Below are 22,715 nucleotides of genomic sequence, written 5' to 3'. Positions count from 1 at the left end.
CTACAGGGCCGCGGACAGTGCGGCCAGGCCGTGGTCGATGTCGGGCTCGGGGATGTTCAGCGCGGGGCGCAGCCGTACGGACCTGGGGCCGCAGGGCAGCACCAGCACGCCGTGCTCCTCGCGCAGCCGGGTCACCAGGGCGTCCCTGGCGGCCTGGTCGGGCAGGTCGAAGGCGCACATCATGCCGCGGCCCCGCACGTTCGACATCGCCCGCGGGTGCTCGGCCTCCAGCTTCGACAGGCGTTCGAGCAGCACGTTGCCGACGGTGGCGGCGCGGTTGATCAGGCCGTCGCGTTCGATGATCTCCAGGATGCCGCGGCTGCGCACCATGTCCACCAGGCCGCCGCCCCACGTGGAGTTGATCCGGCCGCTCTGCTGGAACACGTTGTCGGGCACCTGGTCCACCCTGCGCCCCGCCATGATCCCGCCGACCTGCACCTTCTTCGCGAACGCCACCACATCGGGCTCCAGCCCGAGCTGCTGGTACGCCCACGGCGTGCCGGTCGTGCCGCCGCCGGTCTGCACCTCGTCGAGGACGAACAGCGCGTCGTTCTGGTGGCACAGGTGCTGCATCGCCTGGAGGAACTCGGGCCGCATGTGGTTGTCGCCGCCCTCGCCCTGGATGGGCTCGGCGATGAAGCAGGCGATGTCGTACGGGTGCCGCTCGAACGCCGCCCGCGCCTGCGCCAGCGCCCGCTCCTCGGCGGCCTCGACGTCGCCGAAGTGGATGGCGGGCACGTCGATGCGCGGCCAGTCGAACATGGGGAAGCGGTCGGTCTTGCCCGGCTCGGTGTTGGTGAGGCTGAGCGTGTAGCCGCTGCGGCCGTGGAACGCCCTGGTCAGGTGCAGCACCTTGGTGCCCAGGTCGCGGGAGCGGCCCGCGGCCTCGTTGTGGCGGCTCTTCCAGTCGAAGGCGGTCTTCAGCGCGTTCTCGACGGCCAGGGCGCCGCCCTCGACGAAGAACAGGTGCGGCAGGCCGGGGTCGCCGAGCACGCGGGCGAAGGTGTCGACGAAGTCAGCCAGGTGCTCGGTGTAGATGTCGGGGTTGGCCGGCTTGTTGCGGGCCACCTGGCCGAGCAGCCGGACGTGGTCGGGGTCGAAGGGCGGGTTCACGCCGAGGGGGGCGGAGGCGAAGAAGGTGTAGAAGTCCAGGTAGCGGCGGCCGTTGCGGGCGTCGACCAGCCAGGAGCCGTGGCTGAGCTCCAGGTCGAGCACGAGCCGGTAACCGTCGACGAGCAGGTGGCGGGCAAGGCGGGTGTGTACGTCCATGGCGCCTCCACAATGGGCCGGATCCTGTCATTCCTCTTGAGGAACACGGCTATATATACAAAATTTACGTCATGCCAGCCCTCGGCGTGAAGTTCTTCACTCTCAGGGACAACGCAATCATGGCGATGCCGTACAGGATCGCGAAGATCCCGATCAGCCAGACGAGGCTGAGCATGCCCGCGCCCGGCCAGATGAGCAGCAGCACACCGAAGATCACCGACAGCGCGCCGCCGACGATGAACATCCACTCGTTGTCGATGAGCTTGCGCAGGTGGATCCCTGCCGCGATCTCCGAGACGCCCGTGAAGACGGCCCAGAAGGCCACGACGTAGAGCAGGGCCAGCGAGGTGATGCCCGGCCAGACGAACGCCACGATGCCGGCGAGGATGCCGATGACGCCGGAGATGATCAGCCAGGCGCGCGACCGGGCGCCGTGCCGGAACCCGGCGAACAGCGCGAAGACGCCGCTGACGAGGGCGTACGCGCCGAAGAAGATCACCAGGACGAGCAGGGTGATGCCCGGCCAGATGAGCGCCAGAATGCCGAAGACGATCGCCGCCAGCCCTCTGACGAGCAGCAGCCACCATGAACGAGAGATTTCCCCCATGCTGGTCTGCTTTCCGGCATCCACCCGGAAACAGACCAGCAGCGGGTCAAATGTCGGTGATCCGTACGGGAGCAGATCAGCGGCAGGTCACCCGTCGGCGATCCGCACGGCCACTGTGACAGACGGGGGTGGCGACCGGGGTGCCGTCCTTACGGTAGGTCGTCACCGAGAGGTACTGCTCTGCGCCGAGGTTCACGTTCCGAGTACGGCAACGCGATCAGGGCGCCTTGACGAGGGCGAAGGCGCCGCGCGTCACCGCCACCTGGTCCAGCCCCACCTGCCCGCCGACCGGGGCCTTCCTGTCGATCGCCATCGTGGTGACGACATACGTCCTGCCCTGCGCCGTACGGGCCAGGAAGCTCATGTCGGAGACCCCCGGCTCCGACCCGCCCTTGAACCACACGGCCGGCCACTGCGCCTTGTCCAGCCCGAGGCCGCCGTCGTTGATCGACATGACCTCGCCGATCCGCCGGTCGCCCAGCTTCACCAGCCCCGCGTACGCCCGGCAGATCTCGGCCGGCGAGGCGAACCACTCCAGCGTGTCCAGCTCGCGCGGCGCGCTCCACATCGCGAACTTCGACAGCGGCGCCTTCGCCACCACCTTGTCCAGGTAGGCCCGCTGCCCGGCGTCGTTCAGCGACAGGTACCGCTTGGCGTGGCGCGGGTAGCCGACGCCCTTGAGCACGAACAGGTCGCGCGTCGTCAGGAACGGCACGTTGCGCTTGTCGCGCACGCCCCAGGCGCGCATCGTGCGCTCGACCGCCTTGCGGCCTGCCTTGTGGATCAGCAGGTCGGTGGCCGTGTTGTCGCTGATGGAGATCATCAGCTTGGCGGCCTCCAGCACGGTGACGCGGCTGCCGTCGGGCCGGTCCTGCAGCTCGCCTGACGGCAGGCTCTTGAGCTCCGGCGTGATCGTCAGCTCGGTGTCCCAGCCGAACGCGCCGCTCCCGATGCGTTCGGCCACCGCGCCCAGCACGTACAGCTTGAGCATGGACCCCAGCGGCCCTCGCTCGCCGGCGGCGACGCCGTGCACGGGGCGGCACGTGCCGTCCTTGGTCAGCTCGGCGGCCAGGAAGCCGGTGCGCGGGGAGAGCCTGGCGAGCCGCTCGTCCACCTCGCCCCAGGTGCCCGGGGTGGGCGCCGAGAAGCGCAGGCCGGTCATCAGGCCTGCGGCGTCCACGCTGAGGGCGACGTCGAACGCGGACGCGCCGGCCAGGACCCTGGCCACCAGGCTACGGTCCTGCGAGGTCTCCAGCCGCTCCAGTTTGAGATCCTTGAACGTGGCCAGCACCTGGTTGAGCTGGGCGGGGGGAATGGCCTTGAGGAAGTCGGCGGTGAAGTGATCGGCCAGCTCGTCCTCCGTGATGGGCGCGCGGGTGGACGCGTCGAGCAGCCATCCGAGCTGGCGGCCCGCCGGAGTGCCGGGGACCCCGGCCGGCGTGCCGGTGGCCGGGGAAGGCGTGCCGTTGGGCGTCGCGGAGATTCCGGCGCCCGTTGCCTCGGCCGGGGCCGGTCGCCCGGCGCAGGCCGTCATGGCGAGCGCCGCCACGGCCGCCGCGAGGATCGGGACGGGCTTCGACGGAGCGTTCATGAGTGAAGATTCCCTTCGCGAGCTCGGCTTCTTCACCCCAGCACATCGCGGCGGGCGGGCCCGTCACCACCGTGCGGGCCGCCGTTCCCGCCGGTGCGGCCAGCCGTAGGAAATATGCGGATAACCTCATAGACGCTCCCCCCGAACGCTCGTCACGATGGGGCCCTATGAGTTCCAGGCTGGTGGCCGCGCCGCTGGCGTTGATCGCCGCCGGCGGGGTGGTGGCGGGCCCGCTCCTGGAGAGCGGCCTGCCCGCCCCGCCACAGCAGTGGGCGTTCATCGTGCTCGCCCTGCCGCTGCCCGCGCTGGGCTGGCTGCTGGCCGTCAGGCGTCCTGAGGTGCGCTACGGCTGGCTGCTGCTGGCCGCCGCGCTGGCGCTGGGGCTGGGCGTGGTCGGCGTCGGCCTGTCCGCCCGTGGCGAGGCGCACTCGCTCGCCACCGTCCTCACCGCGCTGGTCGCCGTGTTCTACGGGCTCACCTGGATCTTCGTGCCGCTGCTGTTCCCCGACGGGCGGCTGCCCGGACGCCGGTGGCGGGCCGTGGCGTGGATCTCGGGCGGCGCGGTCGCCCTGCACGCCGGGGGAAACCTGGCGTGGGGATACAACCCGTACCACCTGCCGGGCGGGCCGCTGTCCGCGGCGCAGTGGGCCGGTGTCTACGCATCGGCGGCCGGTCAGCTCGTCACGTGGGTGATGTCGGTGGTCGTGTTCTGTGGCCTGGTGCTGCGGTGGCGGCGCAGCGGGCGGGTGGAGCGCGGGCAGTACGCCTGGATGGTCGGCGGCATGGCGGCGACCGCTGCGGGGGCGGTGCTGTTGTCCCTGTTCAACATCGGCGGCGCCCAGCACGCGGCGGTGGGGCTGGCCGGGGTGCTGGCCGTGGTGGGGTCGCTGCCGGCCGCCATCGCGGTGGCGGTGGTGCGGCACCGGCTGCTCGACGTCCGCGTCGGGTTGCGCGGCTCGCGCCTGCACCTGGTGTTCGACCTGCGGCCGACGGTGGACGAGGTGCTGTCCGATCTCGGCACGGCGCTGCGCGAGACGCCCGAGCCGGTGGAGCAGCTCGGCCGGCTGGCGGCGGCGGTGCGCACCGGGCTGGACCTGCGGTGGGCCGCGGTGACGCTGCCGGACGGCACCCGCGTCGTCGCCGGCCACCAGGAGGGCGCCGCGGTGCTGGAGCTGCCGGTGCGCGGCGGGCGCATCGAGTGCGGCCCCCGGCAGGCGGGCCCGCTGACCCGGGTGGACAGGAGGCTCCTGGAGGCGCTGGCCGTGCCCGCCGGGCTGGCCATCCAGAGCGCCGGCCTGGTCACCAGACTGATCAACGCCCAGGAGGCCGAGCGCCGCCGCATCGAGCGCAACATCCACGACGGCGTGCAGCAGCAACTAGTCGCGCTCATCGCCGGCCTGGAGCTGGCCAGGGCGACGGGCGCGGGCCCCGACATGCTCGCGAACCTGCGCGAGCAGGCCCGCCAGACCCTCGCCGACCTGCGCGAGCTGGCCGCCGGGATCCACCCGTCCGCGCTCAGCCAGGGCGGCCTGGTGGAGGCGGTGGAGGAGCGCTGCTCGCGCCTGCCCGTACGGACGACGGTGACCTCTCCCCCGCCGCTGCGGGCCAGGCGCTTCGCCGACGAGATCGAGGGCGCGATGTACTTCACGGTGAGCGAGGCCGTGGCGAACGCGCTCAAGCACGCGGGCGCGGCAACCATCGAGGTGGGCCTGGCGCTGGACGGCGGCCGGCTGCGCGCCACCGTGGCCGACGACGGCAAGGGCTTCGACCCGGCCACGCCCGCCCGCCGGGGGCTGGCCACGCTGGAGGACCGGCTCGACGCGCTCGGCGGCAGCCTGACGGTGGACAGCGAACCCGGAAAGGGGACAAGGGTGGAGGCATGGGTGCCGGTCGATGGGTGAGCTGATCCGGGCGGACGGTGGCGGCCGATGGGTGAGCTGATCCGTACGGTGGTGGCGGATGACCACTACCTGGTGCGCGAGGGCACCCGGCAGTTGCTGGAGACGTCCGGCGAGGTGGCGGTCGTCGGCGCGGTGGGCGACGCCGACGAGCTGCTCGACGCCGTGCGCAGGCTCGTCCCCGACGTGGTGATCACCGACATCCGGATGCCGGGCGGCGAGTGGCGGCAGGGCTTCGAGGGCATCGACGCCGCCCACCGCATCCGCTCCGCGCATCCGGGGGTCGGGGTGGTGGTGCTGTCGCAGTTCTCGGACGCGCTGTTCGCGTTCGAGCTGTTCAAGCACGGCACCGAGGGTTACGCGTACCTGCTCAAGGACCGGGTCGGCGACCTCGACGAGCTGCTCGGGGCGATCAGGGCGGTGGCCGCGGGCGGCTCCGTCATCGACCCGAAGGTGGTCGAGGGCCTGCTGGCCAGGCGCGACGTGCGGGGCCAGCAGGAGGCGCTGACCGCCCGCGAGCGGGACGTGCTGCGTGAGATGGCACACGGCCGGACGAACTCCGCCATCGCCCGCGCTCTGCACCTGTCGATCTCGTCAGTGGAGAAGAACGTGAACGCCATCTTCACCAAGCTCGGCCTGGAGAACAGCGGTGACGTGCACCGGCGGGTGGCGGCGGTCCTGGCCTACCTGGGGCCCGAGCCGCCTCAACGGTAGCTGCGGGGCCGCCTCAGCGGTAGGCGAGCCGGCGCAGCAGGATCTCGGCCGGGCCGCGGTAGCCGACGCGGCGCATGAGGTCGGCGAGCAGCAGCGAGACCAGCCACGTGCCCGCCCCCACCAGCGTGGCGCCGAACAGGCCGAGGTCGTCCTGCAAGCCGAGCCCGTACGGGTAGAACAGGACGACGAAGGCGATGGACTGGAAGAGGTACAGGCTCATCGAGCGCCGGCCGAGCGACTCGACCATCGTGGTGAGCCGGTTGCGCCGCCGCCCCGCGCGGATGGCGACGAGGGCGACGACGGCCGCCATGCCGATGCCGCCCGCGTACCCGGTGAGGGGTTGCGCCACGGCGGCGGCCCACAGAGCCGCCGCGGACGGCTCCGGCCACACGCCGACCTGGACGAGGGCGACGGGCAGCGAGCCGGCGACGGACACGGCGGTGGTGATCACGGCGACGCGGGCCAGGAGGCGGCGGTGCCGCGCGGGCTCGTCCAGGTGGCGGCGGCGCGCCGCCCACATGCCCAGCAGCACGCCGGGGACGACGATGAGGGTTCCGGCCGCCAGGCTGATCGGCCAGAACGTGAGCCGTTCGGCGAGCAGCGCCCAGAAGCCCTGGTCGCCGGCGGCGGCGCTGCCCTTGGTGAAGGTGGAGATGCCGCTCGACAGCGGGAACCACATGCCGGCGGCGACGAACGCGGTGGCGGGGACGAGCGTGAGCCCGGCCGTCCACAGCAGGGCCCGGTCGCCGCGCCGCAGCAGGCCGGTCAGCAGGACGGCGGCCAGGCCGTAGGGGGCCAGGATGTCGATCGGGACGAGCAGCACCACGTGCGCGAGCCCGATGGCCATCAGCCACCAGCCGCGCCGGCGCAGCAGCTTGCGTGCGCTGACCCAGTCGCCGCCGGGGCGGTCGAGTTGCCGGTTGAGCAGTTGCACCAGCGCGTACCCGAACAGGAAGGAGAACATCGGCCGCGCGTGGTTGCCGACGAAGAGGAAGTGGAAGACGTCGGTGATCGCGTTCAGCACGGCGGGGCCGCGATGCACGTCGGTCACGAACAGCGGCGCGTGCGCGAACGCGATGGCCAGCAGCATCGCGCCGCGCGCCAGGTCGGGGGCGAGGGCTCGCCCTTCGGTGGCGCGCGGCGGGGCCGGCGCCTCAATGGACGTGGTCATTCGTCACCTTCCTAACAACATCGGCGTCAGCCTCCCGCCGCGCCCGACTGTCTGCGCGACTCCAAGCTCTTGCGCAGCGCGGTGGCGATGGGCTCGACGGGTGCGGCGAGTTGCTCGATCCGGTGCCGGTACCGGCGCGCCTCGCCCCGGCCCAGAATCGCCTTGGCGCCGGCCGCGGCGGCCAGCGCCGCCAGGACGCGCACGTCCTGGTCCACCCGCCCGACCGGCTGGCCCCCGCGGATGGCCCGCCCGACGCGCTCGGCGAGCCTGCGTGACAGGTACGCCTTGCGCGGGACGATCCGCTCCACCGGGAAGAACAGCACGCGGTGCCGCTCCACCCTGATCAGCCGGTCGGCGGCCAGCTCGTCGCGCACCGCGCGGACCGCCTTCGCCGGGTCCTTGGCGACCCATCGCCGCCACGAGCGCGGCGGCGAGCCGGAGATCTGCTCCCAGACGATCGCCCGCAGCGATCCCGTGCCCGCGTCGGCGGGCTCCCTCACGGCCCGCGCCTTGCCCGCCTCGTCGGCCAGGCTGCCTTCCAGCAGCAGCTCGGACATGGCCGCGGCGCGCAGCACGTAGCCCAGCTCGCCGCGGTTGGTCAGCCGCTCCTTGCGCAGGTCGAAGGCCAGGAGGAAGGCCGAGCGCGTCAGGGTCTCATCCTGCTTCACCGGTGTCTCCATCCGTCCGCTCCCCTTCTTCCTCGGATCCTTCTGCTGCGGAATCTCCTTCTGGGCTGCTGCGCGGCCGGCCCCGCGGTCGCATCCGCCCGACCCCCTCGGGCAGCCGCCCGGCCTCTGACAGCGCCCTGCGCAGCAGGAACTCGATCTGGGAGTTCGTGCTGCGCAGCTCGTCGGACGCCCATCTGGCCAGCGCGTCGTGGACCACCGGGTCGAGCCGCAGCAGGAGTTTCTTGCGCTCGATCATCACTGGTACAGAGTGCCCGTGTTGACCACGGGCTGGGTGTCGCGATCACCCACCAGCACCACGAGCAGGTTGCTGACCATGGCCGCCTTGCGCTCCTCGTCCAGCTCCACCACGTCGTGCTCGGCGAGCTTCTCCAGCGCCATCTCCACCATGCCGACGGCGCCCTCGACGATCCGCTGCCTGGCGGCCACCACCGCGCCGGCCTGCTGGCGGCGCAGCATCGCGTGCGCGATCTCCGGCGCGTACGCCAGGTGGATGATGCGCGACTCGATGACCTTGACCCCGGCGGAGGCGACCCTGGCCGCGATCTCCGTGGAGAGCTGGTCGTTGATCTCCTCGGCGTTGTCGCGCAGCGACAGCCGCGGCTCGCCGTGCGAGTCGTACGGGTACGTGCCCGCGATGTGCCGCACCGCCGTCTCGGCCTGGATGGCCACGAACTCCACGAAGTCGTCCACCTCGAACACGGCCTGCGCGGTGTCCTGCACCTGCCAGACGACCACGGTCGCGATCTGGATGGGGTTGCCGTCGGCGTCGTTGACCTTGGTGACGTCCGTCTCGTGGTTGCGGATCCTGGTGGAGACCCGGCGGCGCCCGGTGATCGGGTTGACCCACTGGTAGCCGGGGGTGCGCAGGGTGCCGACGTACCGGCCGAGGAGCTGCACCACCCTGGCCTCGCCGGGGGCGACCGCCGTGAGCCCGAAGAACATGACGAACGCGACGGCGGCCACCAGGACGCCCGCGATCAGCGCCGCCAGCCCGGCCGCCGGGGAGCCGGTGGCCAGCATGGCGATGCCCAGGACGATCAGCGCCAGGCCGGCCAGCTCCAGCAGCGTCGTCACGGTCAGCATCACGAACCCGTTGGCGGCCTTGACCGGGCGCTCGTGGGTGTGGGGTTCCGGCATGTCCACCACGCCGCCGTCGAGGACGCCCCCACTCGATGTGTTCGTCATCGCCTTCCCTCCCCTTGGTTGTGTGACTTCATCTTGCTAGCAAAGTGATATCACTTTTTTGAGGACGGGGGAAGGGGGTGGTAGGGCTGGCCCTACCGGGCTTCCGGGTGACGGCGGCAATGCCGGGCCCGCCCCGCCGCCCTAGGGTTTGTGCCATGAGGAGAACGGCGTTGATCGCGGGCCTGCTGGGGCTCGCCGCGGTGCTGACCGGCTGCGGCCTGAGTGAGCACAACCAGGACACCGTGACGTACGACGTCGCGGACAAGGTGGCGGGCCTGCGTGTCGAGGCCGACTCCGGCACCGTCGAGGTCATCGAGTCCGACCGCGAGGGCATCCACGTCAGCGAGCGCCTCACCTGGCGCAAGGAGAAGCCCAAGACCACCCACGCGGTACGCGGCGACACGCTGGAGCTGTCGTTCACCTGCCCCACGAGCTGGGGGCTCGGGGCCGCGGGGATGTCCTGCGACGTGAGCTACCGGGTGGAGGTGCCCAAGGGGCTGCGCGTCAAGGCGGGCACCGACTCCGGCGACCTCACGCTGACGGACCTGTCGGGCGAGGTGGAGGCCACGAGCGACTCGGGCGCCATCGTGGCGGGCGGGCTGACCGGCAAGCGGGTCGTCGCGCGGACGGACTCCGGCGACCTGACGCTGACCTTCACCGGGCAGCCCGACCAGGTCACGACCACCACCGACTCGGGGAGCACGGAGATCCACGTGCCGCGGGGGCCGTACAACGTGGTGGCCAGGACGGACTCGGGCGGCAAGGCGATCACCGCCGACAGCGACGCCTCGGCGCCGCGCTCGATCGAGCTGACCAGCGACTCGGGCGACCTGGCGGTCTCGACCCCCTGACCGCCGGGGCCGCCCGGCGGCTCAGCCCTGCGAGTAGACGACGATCGACACCGCGATGTACTGCACCAGGTAGGCGGCGATCGTGAACGCGTGGAAGACCTCGTGGAAGCCGAACCAGCGGGGTGACGGGTCGGGGCGGCGCAGGCCGTACACGACGGCGCCGGCCGAGTAGAACACGCCGCCCACCGCCACCAGCACCACGGCCGCCACCCCCGCGCCCTCCAGCAGTTGCGGCATCACGAAGATCGCGGTCCAGCCGAGGCCGAGGTAGAGGACCGTGTACAGCCAGCGCGGCGCGTTCATCCACAACACCCTGAACAGCACCCCGGCCAGCGCGCCGGCCCAGATCACCGACAACACCGCCACCCGGGCCGCGCCGTCCAGCGCCAGCAGGGCGAACGGGGTGTAGGTCCCGGCGATGATCAGGTAGATGTTGGCGTGGTCGATCCTGCGCAGGAACTCCGCCAGCTTCGGGCCCAGCTCGCTGCGGTGGTAGGTGGCGGAGATGCCGAACAGCAGGGCCGACGTGATGGCGTAGATCGACGAGGCCAGCCGGGCCTGCAGGGTGGGGCCGAGCGCCACGAGCACGAAGCCCGCGATCAGGGTGACGGGCAGCGCTCCAGTGTGCAACCAGCCGCGCAGCCGCGGCTTCACGGTGATGGTCGTCATGCAACCTACGGTACCGTAGGTTGCAAAAGCCGCGAACCTGTGCAGGCTCGCTGAACGCGGGCCAGCAGAGGTTAGAGCCCATTGAAGAAACGGGCCGCAATCGGAACAGCGGCTGACCTTCCGGACCCGCCATGCCGTACGAAAACACAAAACGCCAGGTCATCGCGGTATCCGATGAACCAGGCGTGTGACGTCTCGCCCTCCACCTCGGCCGTCCCCGTCTTACCGGCGGCCCCTTCGGGTAACCCCGCGTCGCTGGCCGTCCCGTAGTCCACGGTGGCCGTCATCATGTCCCTGAGCGCGGTCACCACGCCCTCGTCCATCTGCACGTCCGCGTGCGGCGTGCCGTCGATCCTGCGCACCTGCGCCTCCGACAGCAGCCGGGGCGAGCGCCAGGTGCCGCTCTGGACGGCGGCGGCGAGCGCGGCCATGCAGAGCGGGGTGGAGACGACCTCGCCCTGCCCGATCGCGTCGGCGCCCAGCATGTCGAGCTCGTCGGTCTCCGGCACGGTGCCGCAGGTGCCGCCGATGCCGGTCGCGATCGGCCGGCCGAACCCCCACTCGTTCGCCGTCCTGGTCAGGTCCTGCCCCGTGAGCCTGGTGGTCGCCTGCTCGACGAACGTGGTGTTGCAGGAGAAGGCGAACGCGTCGGTGAAGGTGACGACGCCGCGGTCCACCTCGCCGTCGTTGCCGAAGGGCCGGTGGAAGGGGATCGTGTACGTGCCGGGGCAGCCGACCTGGTCCGCCGGGTCGAGCCCGCCCTGGATCAGCGCCGCCGCGGTGATCGCCTTGAAGACGGAGCCCGGCGGGAAGACGTCGCGCACGGCGCTGTAGTTCTCCCCCAGCCGGTCGGCCAGCGCGAGGATCTCACCGGTGCTCGGCCGGATGACGATCATCGTGGAGTCCTCGGTGCCGTCGAGCGCCCGCGCCGCGGCCGCCTGGACGGACCGGGACAGGGTGGTGCGCTCGACCTTCGCCTCGGGGTCGCGGCGCAGCAGCGTCGTGGCCGGTCGCCCCGGCAGCTTCGACACCAGCGTCCAGCCGTAGTTGACCTGCTCGAACTCGGGCTTGAGCGGCTCCAGGTAGGCGTCGGCGTAGCTGTCGTTCGGGATCCTGTCGCCCTCGCTGGTGACCAGCTCGGCCGCCGACGTCTCCACCTCCTCCAGCGCCAGCGTGCCGCCGTCCTTGAGCAGCGGGTGCAGCGTCTCCGGCGCCCATAACACCTTCCACGCGCGCTCCCGCACGGCCAGCCGCAGGACGCTGTCGAACGGCCAGTCCCCCAGCTCGCTCAGCTTGCGCACCCCCGAGAACGGCACCTCGGCCGCCTGCTCCCCCGTGCTGCGCAACTGGCCGGGGGTGAGCTGCAGGGACACGACGCCCAGGTCGTCGCTGAGCTTGCGGTGCCGTACGGAGAAGTCGGCCGGAGGCTGGAACACCAGCCGCTCCATCGCCGAGACGTTCCCCCGCCGCCAGGCGTCGAAGTACGCGGCGGCCGTCTGGGCGGCGCTGCCCTTGACCCGGTTCGACGCCACGACGGCGAAGGCGCCCGCCCCGGCTATCGCGACAAGCGCGATAACGAGCACAATCAGCCTTCGCCGTGCCATACGGTACTCCCAGGGAGGGGATCAGACGTGGCCCGTGGACAGCGTGAACCGATGCCCGGTCTGTACCCGGTGACGTTCGGCGAGGTCGAGCTTCTCCGGGATCTGGACAGGCAGGACGGCTGGGTGCTGTCCAAGGATGGCGTACCTCAGTCTTATGTAGATCTTCAAGACCCGACATTTCTGGAATTCGAGTATGTACGACTCATGGCGGATGTGATCGACCTTTTGTCAGAAGGGCCGTTGAGTTGCGTCCACGTGGGCGGCGGCGCCTGCTCGATCCCCCGCTACGTCTCCGCCACCCGCGCGGGCTCCAGGCACATCGTCATCGAACCCGACGGCCTGCTGGTCAACCTGGTACGCGAGCAGCTCGACCTGCGCTCGGTGCCCCGGCTGAAGGTCATCGTCGCCGGCGGCAGGGAGGGCACGGCCAAGGTCTGGGACGAGACGGCCGACCTGGTGGTCCTCGACGCGTTCACGGGCGCGACGATGCCGGTCGAGCTGGCGACGGCCGAGTACATGGGCGACCTCGCCAGGATCCTCCGCCCCGGCGGCACCCTCCTGATCAACATGGCCGACGGCAAGGGCCTGGCCTTCGCCAAGCGCCTGCTCGCCACGGTCACCGGCACGTTCAGGCACGTGGCGCTGATGGCCGAGCCCGGCATCATGCGGGGCCGCCGCTTCGGCAACCTGATCGTCGCCGCCTCGCGCGCCGAGCTGCCGGTGGAGCTGCTGTCCAGAAGGGCGGCGGGCGGCCTCACGCAGGCGCGCTGCGTGTACGGCGAGGCGCTGACCAACTTCATCGCCGGAGCCGCGCCCATCAAGGACGGCGACGCGGTCATGGCGCCCGTCCCGCCGCCCGCCGTCTTCGGCTGACGACCGATCCCGGCCTGAGCCTCGACGCGCTGCGGTTCCTGGTGCACGCAATCCGGAATAGTTGAAAACTAAACTTGGTTGAGTCCGGCAGACCCGCTGGAAGGAGCACCCGATGCCCGCCGTGACCGTAGAGAACCCGCTCACCCTCCCCCGCCTGCCCGAGCCGCAGGCCGGGACGCCGGGCCGCAAGGTGCTCGCCGTCGAGACCGCGCCCAGCGGCTTCGAGGGAGAGGGCTTCCCCGTCCGCCGGGCCCTGGCCGCGATCAAGCCCGAGTACCTGGACCCGTTCGTGATGATGGACCAGATGGGCGAGGTGGACTACGCGGCCGGCGAGCCCAAGGGCACGCCGTGGCATCCGCACCGGGGCTTCGAGACCGTCACGTACATGATCGACGGCGTGATGGAACACCTCGACTCCAACGGCGGCGGCGGCACGATCACCAACGGCGACACGCAGTGGATGACCGCCGGGGCCGGGATACTGCACAAGGAGGCGCCGCCGGAGTGGCTCGTGCAGCAGGGCGGGCTGTTCCACGGCATCCAGCTCTGGGTGAACCTGCCGGGGGCCAAGAAAATGATCGCGCCCCAGTACCAGGACATCGGCGGCTCCAGCGTCGTACTGCTGAGCAGCCACGACGGCGGCGCGCTGGTGCGGCTCATCGCCGGCGACCTGGCCGGGCACGTCGGGCCCGGCAGCACGCAGACGCCGATCACGCTGCTGCACGCCACCGTCTCGCCGGGTGCGCGGCTGGTCATGCCGTGGCGCCAGGACTTCAACGCGCTGGCGTACGTGCTGTCCGGGCGCGGAACCGCCGGCACGGAGCGCCGCCCGCTGAGCGGCGGGCAGCTCGCCGTGTTCGAGGGGTTCGGGAACCGGCCGGGGCTGGCGACGCAGGCCGGGAGCATCACGATCACGGCGGCCAAGGAGCCGCTGGAGGTGATCGTGCTCGGCGGTGAGCCCATCGGGGAGCCGGTGGCGCACTACGGGCCGTTCGTCATGAACACCAAGGCCGAGCTGGTGCAGGCGTTCGAGGACTTCCAGGCGGGGCGGCTCGGGAGCATCCCCGCCCAGCACGCCTGATCGACCTCCGCCCGGGGCCCGCGCGCGACTTCGCGCGCGGGCCCTCTTCCGTTTCATGGGCTCATCGGGGACGACCACGCGCCGGCGTTCGAGGCGGCGGCCGTGCACACCGCGTACCCAAGTGGGGAGCGCATGCGAGCGCACGGCGCGAGCCGAAGAACCGGCGGGCAGTGCGGCCGTGATCGCCCGGCGAGGGGCGGGAAGCCGGCGCCGCTACGGCAGGGTCAGGCAGGCGATCCGCGCCCCCGCCTGGCCCGCCTCCGCGCCGGAGGTGACGGTGGGCTGCGCGTGGATGACGAGGGCGCCGGGCAGCTTGGCACGTTCCAGTGGCCACTCGTTGCGGGCGCTGGAACGGCCCGCGCCCTCGGCGTCGGTGGTGAAGTCGAGCCACACCTCACTGGCGGCGTCGATCCGGCCGGGGTGGTGCTGGTAGTGGGAGCCGGAGTCTTCAGGCTTGGAGCCGCACGGCTTGACGTGCAGGTGGGCGCCGTAGCGGCGGTCTGGCAGCAGGCCCTCGACGACGAGCGAGGTGCGGGTGCGTCCGCCGCCGGACTCGATGGTGACGCTGGCCTGGGCGCCCTCGGGGGCGAGCTTGCGGTCGTAGGCGACGGCGCCGGGGTCGTCCGAGCCGAACTCGCCGGCCGAGTTGAGGTTGACCGTCTCGTCCTGCGCGGTCTTGGCGTTCTGGACGGGGGCGGGCGGGCCCGCGCAGGCCCCGGCCAGCGCGGCCGTCGCGGTCATCAGGGCGAGCAGGGACGCGGGCACGCGCATGGGACCTCCCACGGGTGGAGCCCCTCCGGCAACGGGGGCTCCGAGAGGCCACCACTCTAACGAGTGATCGGCGCGCTACGTACGGTCATTCGGCTCGCTCGCCGTGTTTTGCCGCGATGTCGTCGATCACGGCGGCCAGCGTGAAGTCGAGGTCGGTGAGGCCGCCCTGGTCGTGGGTGGTGAGCGTCAGGTGGAGGGTGCGCCATCGGATGTCGATGTCGGGATGGTGGTTGAGCTCCTCCGCCTTGAGGGCGATCTCGTCGACGACGCGGATGGCGGTGGGAAAGTCGGGCGCGGTGACCGTGCGTTTGATCTCGTCGCCCTCGCGCCGCCATCGGGGCAGGTCGTGGAGCTTGCTCTCGACGTCCATGCCTCTCACGTTACTTCAGGGCGCCCGAGCTGAGCCCCGACTGGATCTGCCGCTGGAAGACGATGTAGACGACCATGACCGGGAGGATGGTGATGGACAGGGCGGCGAACAGGCCGGGCCAGTCGGCCTCGTAGCCGGCCAGGGTGGAGATGCGGGCGATGCCCTGGGTGAGCACCCACTTGTCCGGCGCGCCGGCGAGCAGGACGAGCGGCAGCAGGTACTGGTTCCACTGGCCGAGCACGTTGAAGATGGTGATGCTGATCAGGCCGGGCCTGGCCATCGGCACCATGATCTGGAAGAACGTGCGGGTGTGGGAGGCGCCGTCGATCAGCGCGGCCTCGGCGACCGCCTCCGGCAGCGTGCGGAAGAACGCCGCCAGGAAGAACACCGTGAACGGCAGCGAGTAGGCGATGTAGACCAGCACCAGGCCGACGTGGCTGTTGAGCAGCCCGACCTGCTTGACCACGAAGAACAGCGGCCCGAGCGCCAGGAAGACGGGGAAGGCCAGTCCGGCCACGAAGTAGTAGTAGATCAGCCGGCTGCCGGCGAACCGGTAGCGGGCCAGCACGTACGCCGCCATCGACCCGAACAGCATGGTGCCCGCCGTGCCGAAGACCACCACGACGACGGTGTTCAGCATGTACTGCCCGATGTGCGCCTTGTCCCAGGCCCGGCCCCACGCGTCCAGCCGCAGCGCGCCGGGCAGTTGCAGCGGGTCGCCGAAGATCTCGGTGTTGTTCTTGAACGAGGCGAGGAACGTCCACAGCAGCGGCGCGACGATCAGCAGCGCCCACACGGCCAGCGCCACGTGGGACAGCGCGCTCAGCGCCCCGGGCCCCTTCTCCTTACGTGAGCCCATCCCTACAGCTCAACCCTCTCACGTCTGGTCGTACGCAAGGTCAGCACCGCGAACGTCACGGTGAGGAAGAACAGCGCCACGCCCATCGCGGACGCGTACCCGACCTTCTGGTAGGAGAAGGCGGTGTTGTAGATGGTGATCGGCAGGACGGTGGTGGCGCCGTCGGGCTCGCCCTTGTCGCCCGCCAGCACCTGGATGAGCGCGAACCCGTCGAAGGCCGCGATGCCCAGGTAGATCCAGGCGACCTGCACGGTGTCGCGCAGCAGCGGCAGCGTGATGGAGAAGAACAGCCGGACGCGGCCCGCCCCGTCCAGCGCGGCCGCCTCGAAGTAGTCCTTGGGGATGGCGGCCATGCCGGCGGAGAACAGCACCACGTAGAAGCCGACCGCCTGCCAGACCATCACCGCGATGATCGACCACAGCGCCAGGTCCGGCTCGATGAGCCAGCCGACGGGGCCGAGGCCGAAGCGGGCCAGGATGCCGTTGAGCACGCCGTCCGCGTCGGGCCGGTAGACGGCCTGGAACAGCACGCCGACCACGGCGACGGCCAGGACCTGGGGGAAGAAGAACACCACCCGGTAGAACCCGGACCCCCAGACCCCCGCCATGCCGGCGCCGCGCGTGCCGCCGCCGAGGTTGAGCAGGAAGGCGAACAGCAGCGCGATGACGATGGTCGCGACCGGCAGCACCAGCAGCAGGATCCCGTGGTTGCGCAGGGCCCGCCAGAAGACCTCGTCCTCCAGCAGCCGGCCGAAGTTGTCGAACCCCACGTAGCGGACGACCGAGCTGTAGCCGTTCCAGCTCGTCAGGGCGAGCTGGAAGGCCTGCGCGTAGGGGCTGATGACGAAGACCGTGTAGAGGACGAGGGGGACGGCGAGGAAGCCGGCGACGAAACCGTACGTGCGCAACCGCCGCATCGGTCACTGGCTCCGCGTCTGCTTCGTGACCGACTCGTCCTTCTTGACGGCGTCGGCCTTCTTCTGCATGTTGGCGCAGAACTCCTCGGGCGTGATGCGGCCGGCCATGACCACGTTGATCTGCTCGGTGCCGTAGTCGAACAGCTCCTTGTACCAGCCTTCGAAGCGGGCCTCGGTGATGATGTTCTGGCCGGCCTTGTCCTGGGCGCGGGCGGCGCTCATGAGGCCGGCGGGCAGGTCCACGCCCTCGGCGGCGCCGTTCACGACCGTGACGTTCTTGGTCATCTCGGTGAAGCCGCGCGCGCCCTCCTTGGACAGCATGATGCGCAGGTACTCCAGGCCGCCCTGCGGGTTCTTGCCCTTGGCGGCGACCACGAAGTTCTCGCCGACGCCGACCTGGATGGCGCCGTACGGCATCTGGTCGGAGCCGGTGACCTCGGGGATGGGGGCGATGGCGTACTCGAAGTCCTTGGGCTTGTCCTTGGCCATCTCGTTCTCGATCCAGGAGCCGACGGGGTAGAAGAGCAGCTTGTTCTGGAGCTGCTTGATCTGGGTCTGCGTGTGGTCGAGGCCGAAGTAGGCCTTGTCGCCGTACTTGGCCTGGACGTCTGCCCAGACGGTCACGGCGCGCTTCATCGGCTCGGCGTTCCAGGCGTTGTCCACGAGGTTGTCGATGTCCAGGATGACCTGGTTCCCGCCGATCTTGGCGGCGGTGTAGAGGACGTTCCAGAGCTGGTAGTACGGGCCCTTCTGCCCCGGGTAGGCGAACAGCAGGATGCCCTCCCCCTTGGCGGTCTCCCCCAGCGCGGTGAACTGCTCCCAGGTCGTCGGCACCGCCCAGCCCTTGTCGGCGAAGAGCTTGGCGTTGTACCAGAGCGCGCGGTGCGACACGGTGTAGTTGAGCACCAGGTCCTTGCCGGTGACGTTGGCGTTGGTGAGCACGGCGGGCGTGACGGTGTCGCGCACCTTCTTGGCCGGGTCGTCGATCGAGGGGGCGTCGAACAGCGGGGTCAGGTCGGCCAGGTGGCCCTCGGCGGCGAGCGCGGCCAGGTCCATCGACTTGGGGCCCGAGTTGTTGATCACGTCGGGCGGGTCGCCGGCGACCAGGCGGGGGCGGAGCTGGGTGCCGATCTCCTGGGTGGCCGTGTGGGTGATCGCGGCTTCTGGGAACGTCTTCTTGTAGAGCTGTTCGTGCAGGTCCTTGGCGTACGCGTCGCCGTACGCCCCGCTGAAGATGGCCACTTCGAGCGGCTTCTTGGCGTCCACGCCGAAGGGGTTCTTCGGGTTCGCGGAGGCCGCGAGCGAGGTGGCGGGGGCGGTGGTGGCCTCGCCCCCGCCCGTGCCGGCGGTGGCGCAGGCACTGAGCAGGCCCGCACCGGGGCCGGCGACGAACGCGGTCATGCCGATCCTGCGGATGAGCTGGCGCCTGGTGATCTCGCCCGGGTGGGTCATGGGGGGCTCCCTGAATTAGGAAAGTTTCCTAAACGATTGCCCGCAACGTACGAACGGGCTCCGACGCCCGTCAAGGGGGTGCGATCGAGACGTGACCTTGCCGTGATGCCTTGCCTAGAACGAGGTTCTAGAAGCAGAGTGGGTCGCATGATTGAGGAGTACGCCGACCAGGTGTGGCGGGGCGACGCGGACGACAGCATCGTCGATGCGGGCATGACGGGCAAAGGTGTCCTGACGGTCGCCGACGGGGTCGGCTGGTGGTCCGGTTTCGGGAACGTCGTCACCTTCGAGACGGAGGGCGAGCTGGTCCTGTTCGACACCAGCAGCCCGTTCTCGGCGGCCCGGCTGCACGAGGACGTGCGCAAGTGGTCGCGCGCGCCGCTGACCACCGCCGTCTACTCGCACGGCCACATCGACCACGTCTTCGGCACGGCCCCGTTCGAGGAGGAGGGCCCGCGCGCCACCGTCTACGCCCACAGGGCCGTGGTCGAGCGCTTCGAGCGCTACCTGCTGACCAACGGCTACAACGCGGTCATCAACCAGCGGCAGTTCCAGGCGCCGAACCTGCGCTGGCCCGACTCCTACCGCCATCCCGACGTGACCTACACCGACGCGCTGACCGTGCGGCGCGGCGGCCTGACCTTCGACCTGGTGCACGCCAAGGGCGAGACCGACGACGCGACGATCGGCTACGTGCGCGAGCACCGGCTGCTGCTGCCCGGCGACCTGTTCATCTGGGTGACGCCCAATTGCGGGAACCCGCAGAAAGTGCAGCGTTATCCCCGGGAATGGGTGCACGCGCTGCGAATGATGGCCGCCATGGACGCCGAGATCATGCTGCCCAGCCACGGCGCCCCGATCTTCGGCCGCGACCGCATCAGGCAGGCGCTGCTGGAGACGGCGCAGTGGCTGGACTCGCTGGTCACGCAGACCCTCGAACTGCTCAACGCGGGGGCCAGGCTCGACGAGATCGTGCATTCCGTAAGGCCGCCCGAGCACCTTTCCGACCGGCCTTATCTGCGGGCCCGATATGACGAGCCGGAATTCGTCGTACGCAATCTGTGGCGCCTTTACGGCGGCTGGTACGACGGAAATCCGGCCCATCTCAAACCCGCCCCTGAATCCGTTCTGGCGAAATCCGTCGCGCAACTCGCGGGCGGCCCCTCCGCGCTCGCCGACGCCGCGCTGCGCGCCCTGGCCGACGGGGACGAGCGGCTGGCCGGGCACCTCGCGGAGCTGGCCGCCCTGGCGGCTCCTGACGACGCGGGCGTGCACCGCGTACGCGCGGAGGTCTTCGCCACCAGGGCGGCGGGCGAGCTGTCCCTCATGGCCAAGGGCGTCTTCACCTGGGCGGCCGAGGAGTCGAAGCGGCGCTCCTAGTCCTTCCACCAGGTGGGCTCGGGCGGCTGGATCATCGGCAGCGAGTCCTTGGGCACGTCGGCGGGGGCCTTGACGAAGATCGTCACGGCGTCGGAGGCGATCCGCTGGACGTGCTGCACGGTCCAGTCGTCCCCGACGTGATCGGGCTCGACGTGGTAGCCGCCGCCGGTGCCGTCCGGGTTGTCCCACATCACCACGTACCCGACCTTCATCCCGGCCCGCTCCAGGTCGGCGCTGACCCGCGCGACCCGCTCTCCGGCGGGCCGGTAGCCCTTGATGACGCCCGCGCCCGGATCGACGTCGATCTGCACCGGCGTGGCGTAGAGCTCGCCTGGGGCGGCCGGGCGGCCGATCCCGATCAGCAGCTTGCCCGTGACGCCGACGGGCATGGAGATCGTGCCGCACCACGCCGAGCGGCAGCCCTCCTCCCGGGAGGAGATCGTGACGCCGGTGCCCGCGGGGAACCGGCCCGACGTGAGCACCGGGCCGATCAGCTTGCCCACGTCCTGCGGCGCGACCGGGGCCTTGCGCACCTCGACGTCCAGGCCGATCGCCCGGAACGCCTCGGTGAACCCGGCCACGTCGGCGGCCGGGTCGTTGATCTCGACCTCGATCTGGTCGGGCCCGGTCCTGAGCGAGACGGCGGCGTTCGCGTACTCGGTGGCGGGTCCCCAGAACGGGGTCCAGACGACGAGCGCCGCGGCCAGCCCAGCGGCCACCACCGCCGGCCCGAGGCCGCGCCGGAGCGGCAGGCGGCGGCGGGCGGGCTCGCGCTCCACCAGCATGATCGACTCCATCAGGGCCCGCGCCCCAGGGCCCGAGGCCTGCCCCGCCGGGTCCCCGGCCAGGTCCTCGTCCCGCACGCGGGCCAGATCGGCGATGTTCACAGCCTGCTCCCTTCGAACGCGACGGCGCGCGAGTGATGGATGCCCGCCTCGGCCAGCCTCCTGGCGAAGCGCTTGCGGGCGCGGTAGAGCCTGACCCGCACGACGTTGGCCGACGTGCCGAGGACGGTGGCGATCTCGGCTGGGCTGAGCCGCTCCCAGGCGACCAGCGCGAGCAGCTCCCTGTCGTCCTCCGGCAGGGCCCTGAACACCCGGCCGAGCGCGGAGAGGTCCTCGCCGGGCAGGTCCGCGACGAGCGGCGAGGCGGCCAACTGGGCGCGCAGGGCCGCGGTGCGCTGCTCGTGCCGGCGCTCGCCGCGCCGGTGGTTGGCCAGCACCTTCCTGGCCACACCGAACAGCCACAGCCTGGCCTCGTCCCCGCGCGGGACCGCCTCGATGCGGCGCCAGGCGACCGTGAAGGTCTCGGCCACGACGTCCGCCGCGTCGTCCGGGTCTGGACAGCGGCGCAACGTGTACCCGAGCAGGGGGCGGTACGAGGTCTCGTAGAGCTCCTCGAACCGCCCCTCGGGATCTGCTCCCACTTGGGCTCCTCACTTGGGGGCGTTCGACACTCAACCTCATGTCCGCGATGCCGGGAGCATTACGGGGTGAGGGAGAATCCGCCTCCATGGAGGGCGTCGCCCGGTGCCGGGCGCGGGGTCAGCCGAAGTGGGCGCGGGTCTCGGCGAAGGCCTGGTCGGTGCCCTCCAGGGCCGCCGCCACGTCGGCCTCCGTGTGGGCCGCCGACATGAACCAGTTGTGCCACGGGTGGAGGTACACCCCGTGCCGCAGGCAGGCGTCGCTCCAGTGCATGGCCACCGACAGGTCGGCGTCGCCGTCGAAGCTGAGCCACGGGATCGTCACGGGGCCCGTCTGGTTGACCACGAAGCCGTGCGCCTTGGCCTGGGCGTACAGGCCCTCGCGCAGTTGCGTGCCCGCGCGTTGCATGGCGCCGATGCCGTCCTCGTCGCGCAGGGTCTCGATGGTGGCCTTGGCCGCCGCCATGGCCACGGCGGAGAACCAGAACGAGCCGGTCGAGTACAGCGTCTGCGCGGGGCCGCGGAGGGCGTCGGTGCCGGTAACGGCGGCGATCGGGTAGCCGTTGGCCATCGCCTTCGACCAGGCCGTCAGGTCAGGGCGCACCCCGTACGGCTCCCACGAGCCGCGCAGGTCGATGCGGAAGCCCGCCCGCACGTCGTCGATCACCAGCGCCGCGCCCAGGCGGTCGGCCAGGGCGCGGGCGCCGCGCGCGAAGACCGGCTCCACCAGCTCCTGGTCCTCGAACGAGTCGTGCTTGAACGGCGTCACGATGATCGCGGCCACGTCGCCTTCGACGGTCGCCGCCGCGGCCTCCAGCGACTCCAGGGAGTTGTAGCCGAACTCCACCAGGTCGGCCCGCTCGTTCGGCGTCGTGCCCGCCAGGGACGGCGTGCACCACGGGTCGGCCCCGTGGTAGGCGCCGTGCGCCATCAGCACCTTGGTGCGGCCCGTCGCGGCCCTGGCGACCATGAGGGCCTGCGTGGTGGCGTCCGTGCCGTTCTTGGAGAACATCGCCCAGTCGGCGCTGGGGACGGTGTCCACCAGCAGCTCGGCCAGCTCCACCATGACGGCGCCCGGGCCGTTGAGGCAGTCGCCGAGGGCGGCCTGACGGGCGGCGGCCTCCTCGACGCGCGGGTGCCGGTGGCCGAGCACGACCGGGCCCCAGCTGCACATGAAGTCGAGGTAGGAGCGGCCGTTGACGTCCCACTGCCGGCAGCCCTCGCCGCGCTCGAAGAACTGGGGGTAGCCGGGGGCGAAGAGGGCCGCGTTGAGGTGGCCGTACATGCCGCCGGGGACGACTTTCGCGGCGCGCAGGCGGAGTTCGGCGTCTGTGGTCATGG

Annotated in this window: 23 protein-coding genes; 6 read left to right on the top strand and 17 right to left on the bottom strand. The window is 71.1% G+C overall.

Features of this window, described 5'->3' with window-relative positions; all coding sequences use genetic code 11:
- The 3 genes from lat to ABD331_RS50005 all read right to left on the bottom strand — a co-directional run bounded on the left by lat (position 1) and on the right by ABD331_RS50005 (position 3,467).
- Positions 1–1,269: an L-lysine 6-transaminase gene (gene lat / locus ABD331_RS50015; protein ID WP_344492587.1), complete on the bottom strand. Its 1,269-nt coding sequence runs from the start codon at positions 1,267–1,269 to the stop codon at positions 1–3.
- 64 nt (positions 1,270–1,333) lie between these two features.
- Complete coding sequence (locus ABD331_RS50010; protein ID WP_344492584.1) at positions 1,334–1,876, bottom strand: HdeD family acid-resistance protein; 543 nt, start codon at positions 1,874–1,876, stop codon at positions 1,334–1,336.
- A 217-nt stretch (positions 1,877–2,093) separates the two neighbouring features.
- Positions 2,094–3,467 (bottom strand): serine hydrolase, encoded by a 1,374-nt coding sequence (locus ABD331_RS50005; protein WP_344492581.1) that lies wholly within the window; start codon positions 3,465–3,467, stop codon positions 2,094–2,096.
- Positions 3,468–3,634: 167 nt separating this feature from the next.
- Between ABD331_RS50005 and ABD331_RS50000 the strand changes: the two genes are divergently transcribed.
- Together ABD331_RS50000 and ABD331_RS49995 are read left to right on the top strand one after the other, a co-directional pair.
- A complete protein-coding gene (locus ABD331_RS50000; protein WP_344492578.1) occupies positions 3,635–5,368 on the top strand; it encodes a sensor histidine kinase in 1,734 nt (577 codons plus the stop codon).
- Between the two features lie 27 nt (positions 5,369–5,395).
- A complete protein-coding gene (locus ABD331_RS49995; RefSeq protein ID WP_344492575.1) occupies positions 5,396–6,079 on the top strand; it encodes a response regulator transcription factor in 684 nt (227 codons plus the stop codon).
- 13 nt (positions 6,080–6,092) lie between these two features.
- On the opposite strand, the gene ABD331_RS49990 is transcribed toward ABD331_RS49995, so the two are convergent.
- Genes ABD331_RS49990 through ABD331_RS49975 form a run of 4 tightly spaced genes read right to left on the bottom strand, consistent with a single transcriptional unit; the run spans position 6,093 to position 9,124 of the window.
- Positions 6,093–7,250, bottom strand: coding sequence for a DUF418 domain-containing protein (locus ABD331_RS49990; protein WP_344492572.1), 1,158 nt, complete (start codon positions 7,248–7,250; stop codon positions 6,093–6,095).
- Positions 7,251–7,276: 26 nt separating this feature from the next.
- On the bottom strand, positions 7,277–7,918 hold the full coding sequence (locus tag ABD331_RS49985) for a GOLPH3/VPS74 family protein (RefSeq protein WP_344492569.1): 642 nt from the start codon (positions 7,916–7,918) through the stop codon (positions 7,277–7,279).
- A complete protein-coding gene (locus ABD331_RS49980; protein ID WP_344492565.1) occupies positions 7,905–8,174 on the bottom strand; it encodes a type II toxin-antitoxin system antitoxin in 270 nt (89 codons plus the stop codon). Before ABD331_RS49980 ends, ABD331_RS49985 begins: the two co-directional genes overlap by 14 nt.
- A complete protein-coding gene (locus ABD331_RS49975; RefSeq protein WP_344492562.1) occupies positions 8,174–9,124 on the bottom strand; it encodes an SPFH domain-containing protein in 951 nt (316 codons plus the stop codon). Before ABD331_RS49975 ends, ABD331_RS49980 begins: the two co-directional genes overlap by 1 nt.
- 155 nt (positions 9,125–9,279) lie before the next feature.
- Between ABD331_RS49975 and ABD331_RS49970 the strand changes: the two genes are divergently transcribed.
- Positions 9,280–9,975 carry a DUF4097 family beta strand repeat-containing protein gene (locus ABD331_RS49970; protein ID WP_344492559.1) on the top strand — a complete coding sequence of 232 codons (696 nt, stop codon included), beginning with the start codon at positions 9,280–9,282 and terminating at the stop codon, positions 9,973–9,975.
- A gap of 21 nt (positions 9,976–9,996) precedes the next feature.
- On the opposite strand, the gene trhA is transcribed toward ABD331_RS49970, so the two are convergent.
- Together trhA and ABD331_RS49960 are read right to left on the bottom strand one after the other, a co-directional pair.
- Complete coding sequence (gene trhA, locus ABD331_RS49965) at positions 9,997–10,644, bottom strand: PAQR family membrane homeostasis protein TrhA (protein ID WP_344492556.1); 648 nt, start codon at positions 10,642–10,644, stop codon at positions 9,997–9,999.
- 71 nt (positions 10,645–10,715) lie between these two features.
- Positions 10,716–12,227, bottom strand: a complete 1,512-nt coding sequence (locus ABD331_RS49960; protein ID WP_344492552.1) for a penicillin-binding transpeptidase domain-containing protein — start codon at positions 12,225–12,227, stop codon at positions 10,716–10,718.
- Positions 12,228–12,299: 72 nt separating this feature from the next.
- Between ABD331_RS49960 and ABD331_RS49955 the strand changes: the two genes are divergently transcribed.
- Positions 12,300–13,121: a spermidine synthase gene (locus tag ABD331_RS49955; RefSeq protein ID WP_344492549.1), complete on the top strand. Its 822-nt coding sequence runs from the start codon at positions 12,300–12,302 to the stop codon at positions 13,119–13,121.
- Positions 13,122–13,233: 112 nt separating this feature from the next.
- Positions 13,234–14,202 (top strand): pirin family protein, encoded by a 969-nt coding sequence (locus tag ABD331_RS49950; RefSeq protein WP_344492545.1) that lies wholly within the window; start codon positions 13,234–13,236, stop codon positions 14,200–14,202.
- A 213-nt stretch (positions 14,203–14,415) separates the two neighbouring features.
- Here the strand turns inward: ABD331_RS49950 and ABD331_RS49945 are convergent, their stop codons facing one another.
- The 5 genes from ABD331_RS49945 to ngcE all read right to left on the bottom strand — a co-directional run bounded on the left by ABD331_RS49945 (position 14,416) and on the right by ngcE (position 18,571).
- Complete coding sequence (locus ABD331_RS49945) at positions 14,416–14,973, bottom strand: hypothetical protein (RefSeq protein ID WP_344492542.1); 558 nt, start codon at positions 14,971–14,973, stop codon at positions 14,416–14,418.
- An 85-nt stretch (positions 14,974–15,058) separates the two neighbouring features.
- Complete coding sequence (locus tag ABD331_RS49940) at positions 15,059–15,343, bottom strand: 4a-hydroxytetrahydrobiopterin dehydratase (protein WP_344492539.1); 285 nt, start codon at positions 15,341–15,343, stop codon at positions 15,059–15,061.
- Positions 15,344–15,353: 10 nt separating this feature from the next.
- The gene (locus ABD331_RS49935; RefSeq protein ID WP_344492536.1) at positions 15,354–16,202 is read right to left on the bottom strand and encodes a carbohydrate ABC transporter permease; all 849 of its coding nucleotides are present in this window, start codon (positions 16,200–16,202) and stop codon (positions 15,354–15,356) included.
- Positions 16,203–16,204: 2 nt separating this feature from the next.
- A complete protein-coding gene (locus tag ABD331_RS49930) occupies positions 16,205–17,119 on the bottom strand; it encodes a carbohydrate ABC transporter permease (RefSeq protein ID WP_344492531.1) in 915 nt (304 codons plus the stop codon).
- Positions 17,120–17,122: 3 nt separating this feature from the next.
- A complete protein-coding gene (ngcE, locus tag ABD331_RS49925; RefSeq protein WP_344492528.1) occupies positions 17,123–18,571 on the bottom strand; it encodes an N-acetylglucosamine/diacetylchitobiose ABC transporter substrate-binding protein in 1,449 nt (482 codons plus the stop codon).
- Between the two features lie 147 nt (positions 18,572–18,718).
- Between ngcE and ABD331_RS49920 the strand changes: the two genes are divergently transcribed.
- Complete coding sequence (locus ABD331_RS49920) at positions 18,719–19,951, top strand: alkyl sulfatase dimerization domain-containing protein (protein WP_344492525.1); 1,233 nt, start codon at positions 18,719–18,721, stop codon at positions 19,949–19,951.
- Here ABD331_RS49920 and ABD331_RS49915 read toward each other — a convergent pair.
- From ABD331_RS49915 to ABD331_RS49905, 3 genes are all read right to left on the bottom strand, one after another.
- Positions 19,948–20,838 carry a hypothetical protein gene (locus ABD331_RS49915; RefSeq protein ID WP_344492521.1) on the bottom strand — a complete coding sequence of 297 codons (891 nt, stop codon included), beginning with the start codon at positions 20,836–20,838 and terminating at the stop codon, positions 19,948–19,950. The two genes, ABD331_RS49920 and ABD331_RS49915, sit on opposite strands and share 4 nt — an antisense overlap.
- On the bottom strand, positions 20,835–21,377 hold the full coding sequence (locus tag ABD331_RS49910; protein WP_344492518.1) for an RNA polymerase sigma factor: 543 nt from the start codon (positions 21,375–21,377) through the stop codon (positions 20,835–20,837). Before ABD331_RS49910 ends, ABD331_RS49915 begins: the two co-directional genes overlap by 4 nt.
- A gap of 118 nt (positions 21,378–21,495) precedes the next feature.
- Positions 21,496–22,713 (bottom strand): aminotransferase class III-fold pyridoxal phosphate-dependent enzyme, encoded by a 1,218-nt coding sequence (locus tag ABD331_RS49905; protein WP_344492515.1) that lies wholly within the window; start codon positions 22,711–22,713, stop codon positions 21,496–21,498.
- Between the last annotated feature and the right edge of the window lie 2 nt (positions 22,714–22,715).

Origin of the sequence: Nonomuraea monospora (assembly GCF_039531895.1) — a bacterium.
Taxonomy (GTDB): domain Bacteria; phylum Actinomycetota; class Actinomycetes; order Streptosporangiales; family Streptosporangiaceae; genus Nonomuraea; species Nonomuraea monospora.
Note: the sequence above shows the minus strand (reverse complement) of the source record. Positions and strands in the feature narration are given on the sequence as shown.